Source organism: uncultured Caballeronia sp., assembly GCF_964243625.1.
GTDB lineage: Bacteria > Pseudomonadota > Gammaproteobacteria > Burkholderiales > Burkholderiaceae > Caballeronia.
Genome location: NZ_CAXTGZ010000617.1, coordinates 1 through 3,580, shown reverse-complemented (window position 1 = coordinate 3,580; position 3,580 = coordinate 1). Strand labels below are relative to the sequence as shown.

The 3,580-nt window shown below is 58.5% G+C and carries 4 protein-coding genes and 1 pseudogene; all 5 read right to left on the bottom strand.

Annotated features, from left to right (window positions below; all coding sequences use genetic code 11):
* Positions 1–538, bottom strand: a pseudogene (locus ACFFAR_RS28080) (penicillin-binding protein 2); the annotation flags it as partial.
* Positions 535–879, bottom strand: coding sequence for a cell division protein FtsL (ftsL, locus tag ACFFAR_RS28075; RefSeq protein ID WP_062000339.1), 345 nt, complete (start codon positions 877–879; stop codon positions 535–537). The gene ftsL and the pseudogene ACFFAR_RS28080, both read right to left, overlap by 4 nt.
* A complete protein-coding gene (gene rsmH / locus ACFFAR_RS28070) occupies positions 876–1,829 on the bottom strand; it encodes a 16S rRNA (cytosine(1402)-N(4))-methyltransferase RsmH (protein WP_174365033.1) in 954 nt (317 codons plus the stop codon). The genes ftsL and rsmH overlap by 4 nt, the downstream gene beginning before the upstream one ends.
* 28 nt (positions 1,830–1,857) lie before the next feature.
* The gene (gene mraZ / locus ACFFAR_RS28065; protein ID WP_062000341.1) at positions 1,858–2,286 is read right to left on the bottom strand and encodes a division/cell wall cluster transcriptional repressor MraZ; all 429 of its coding nucleotides are present in this window, start codon (positions 2,284–2,286) and stop codon (positions 1,858–1,860) included.
* A gap of 410 nt (positions 2,287–2,696) precedes the next feature.
* On the bottom strand, positions 2,697–3,356 hold the full coding sequence (coq7, locus tag ACFFAR_RS28060; RefSeq protein WP_174365034.1) for a 2-polyprenyl-3-methyl-6-methoxy-1,4-benzoquinone monooxygenase: 660 nt from the start codon (positions 3,354–3,356) through the stop codon (positions 2,697–2,699).
* Positions 3,357–3,580: the final 224 nt, after the last annotated feature.

Genomic DNA, 3,580 nt, shown 5'->3' with positions numbered 1-3,580 from the left:
AGCCGATCAGGTGCGCGGTGATCTCGCCTTCCGGATAGAACCGTTTGTATTCGCCACGCGTGTAGATGCCCGGGATATCCAGCGCAGCCACTTTCTGCGCGACTTCCATGGGCACCTGGCGCTTCACGTAGACGAAGGTCTTGTCCATCGACAACTTGGAGCGCAGTTCTTTCGGCGACATCTCGAGCAGCGTGGAAAGCTGGCCGAGCTTGTCCGCGCCGAGGTCGTCGGGAACGGCTTCGGGGATCGCCCAGATCGCCTTTACCGGCAGGCTGGTTGCAAGCACGAGGCCGTTGCGGTCCTTGATCTGGCCACGCGTAGCAGGCAGTTCAAGCGTGCGCTGATAACGGCTCTCGCCTTGTTTCTTGAAGAACGCGTTGCCCGGACCCTGGATCCAGAACGCACGTCCTGCAAGCGCAACGAAGGCCATGAACAGGAGGAATACGACGAGCTTCGAGCGCCACATCGGGAGGCGCACGGAGAGAATGGGATTGGGCGTGAACGCGACGCCCTTGTTCTTCTTTGGCGTGGGTTTCATCGTTTCACCCCGCGTGCGGGAGGAGCCGACGCCGGCAAAGGCGCGGGCAACGGCGCGTCTGTTGCCTTCGACGTCGCCGGGTCATAGTTCAGATATTGCGTACGGCCCGTCGTGACGGGCTGCATTTTCAGGGACGTAATGGCCAACTGCTCGATACGCGAGGTTTTCGACAACGCGCTCTGCTGATATTGAAGCTGGGAAAAATCCTGCTGCAACTGACGCTCTTGCGACTGCGCCCGCTGCACATTGATAAAAATCTGCCGCTGCTTGTTCGACGAGCTCACCGCCGACAACGCGCAGCCAAGCACGACGATCAGCAGGAAGATATTCAGACGGTTCATGGCGCCGTCTGCTCTGTGACGCGCTCGGCGATCCGCATGACTGCGGAACGCGCGCGCGGGTTTGCCGCAACTTCGGCTTCGGAAGCGAATACACGGCCGAGCAGCTTGAGCGGCGGCGTGGGAATGTCGGCAGCGCGGATGGGCAGGCGGCGGTCGATCGCAGGCCCGCTTGCGTGGGCCTGCATGAAACGCTTGACGATCCGGTCCTCGAGCGAATGAAAGCTGATCACGACGAGGCGCCCCCCTTGCTCCAACAACGCCAATGCTGCGTCCAGAACTACTTGCAGCTCCGCAAGCTCTTGATTGATGTGAATCCGTATAGCCTGAAAGGTGCGGGTTGCCGGATCCTTGCCCTTCTCACGGGTTTTGACGACGTGACCCACGATTTGGGCAAGCTCGCCCGTGCTGACGAGAGGCCCAAGACGGTCGGACTCTGCCCGGCGAGCAACAAGCGCCTTTGCAATCTGAAAAGCAAACCGTTCTTCCCCATAATCTTTGATCACCTCCGTCAATTCCTGCACCGTTGCCCGCGCCAGCCAGTCCGCTGCGGATTCGCCGCGGCTCGGGTCCATCCGCATGTCGAGCGGGCCATCGGCCCTGAAACTGAAGCCGCGATCCGGATCGTCCACTTGCGGGGACGACACACCCAGATCCAGCAACACGCCCGACACTTTCTCAACTCCTCGCTCGGCAGCGGCATCGGCTAGCGAGGCGAAACTCTCATGCACGATCGAAAACCGCGAATCCTGAATCTGTCCTGCTGTGGCAATGGCCAGCGGGTCTTTATCGAAAGCGATCAACCTGCCGGCTTCACTCAGCTTCGTCAGCGCGAGCCGGCTATGACCGCCGCGCCCGAACGTTCCATCTATATAAGTACCGTCACTGCGCGTTATCAGCGCATTGACCGCTTCATCCAGCAGCACCGTGCGATGCTGCAATTCGTTTTTCATCGCAGGGGCCATGTTCTTTAGCTCTGCGTCAAAACGTGAAATTCTTCAGCGCGTCGGGCATGCCCTGCGCCATTGCCGCTTTTTCCTTCTCCGCGTAAGTCGCGGCGTCCCACACTTCCAGGTAATTACCCATTCCAAGCAATGTCACTTCTTTGGCGAGCGTGGCCGCGGCCCGCAATTCCGGCGATACCAGCACGCGCCCGGCGCTGTCGAGCTCGACATCCATGGCATTGCCAAGATAGATACGGCGAACCCAGATTGCGTCCATGGGGAGTGCTGCGATTTTTGAACGGAAGATTTCCCACTCCGGGCGAGGAAAGAGCAACAGGCATCCATCCGGGCTCTTCGTGAGCGTGACCCGGCCTTCTGCCTGTCCTTGCAGCGCGTCGCGATAGCGAGACGGGACGGACATCCGTCCTTTCGCATCGAGCGATAGCGCTGAAGCTCCCTGGAACACTCGCCCTCTCCTCTCACGCCCCGGCGGCGCCACGACTTTGTTGGAATATTGCCCGAAAGTGCGCGCTGACTCACACAAAAATACACTTTCTCACACCATTTCCCACTGTAGAGGAACGCATTTCGCCGGTCAATACGATCTGGCGTTTTTTGACTAAATTTGTTTGTTAGAACAATGACTTAGCGCAGACCGCTAAAGTAGGCTGAATTCCTGAAAACCGTTATGAATGAATGAGGTAGTGAAGGATGTGAAGGTAGTACGTGAATTGGAGCGGGCGGGTGGGAGAGGGTTTCGACGCGCGTAGGGACGAAGAAGGGAATTACGGGCCAGATTAAGCGCAGATCGGAGCAGAACATTCAAAACGCCCCTCGCACGAGCGGCGAAAGGCGCCAACGAATGAACCATACTGTTTAAATATAGTACGCGGTGCGGGTCATGACCTTCGATGTTGCGCGCATCAGTGCCCGCACCGGGAACGGCAATTCGACGCCGCCCGCTTGCGTCGCAGCGACAGCATGCGCCGCTTCGTCGACTCGCATCTGATCCACGATTGCCCGCGACGCGTAGTCATTGACCGGCAAACTGGTCATGTGGCTGTCCAAGTGCTTCTCGACCTGCCGCTCCGTCTCGGCCATGAAGCCAAGACTCACGCGGTCACCGAACCGACCGGCAAGAAAACCCAACGCGAGCGAACCCGTGTACCACAAAGGATTGAGCAAGCTTGGTCGCGAATCCAGATCGCGCAGACGGTGCGCAGTCCACGCCAAGTGATCCTCTTCTTCGCGCGCGGCTTCCTCGAAGCCGCGTTTCAAAGGCGCCGAGTTGGTCGCAAGCTTCTGCGCCTGATACAGCGCCTGTGCGCAGACCTCGCCCACATGATTCACGCGCATCAGCCCCGCTGAATGCGCTTTCTCTTCTGCCGTCAAGGACGTCTCCGCAGGATGCTCGATCGCATCGGTTGCGTCGACATAAGCCGCTTGCGGCTCCGGAACCGGCCGGGACATACGGGAGACGCCGGTCATCGACCGAAGTCCACGATCGAACTCAGAAATCAGTTCATCGAGTGTCATGTTTTATAACTCCTGTTTCGATCTCCTGAGCGTCTGGTTGCCCCGCGGAGTCGATCAACTGCACAAACGTACTCTTGCAAACCCGTAACTAGGGCAAACACGGGTCGTAAAAAGCCGTAAGGCCTTGATTTTAGCCCATGTTGCGTAAACGTCACACGAGGGAAAGGGAGCGGCCGCTTTTCCTTTGTTGCCAAAAAGCTCTTTGTTACATTACGTTCAACTTC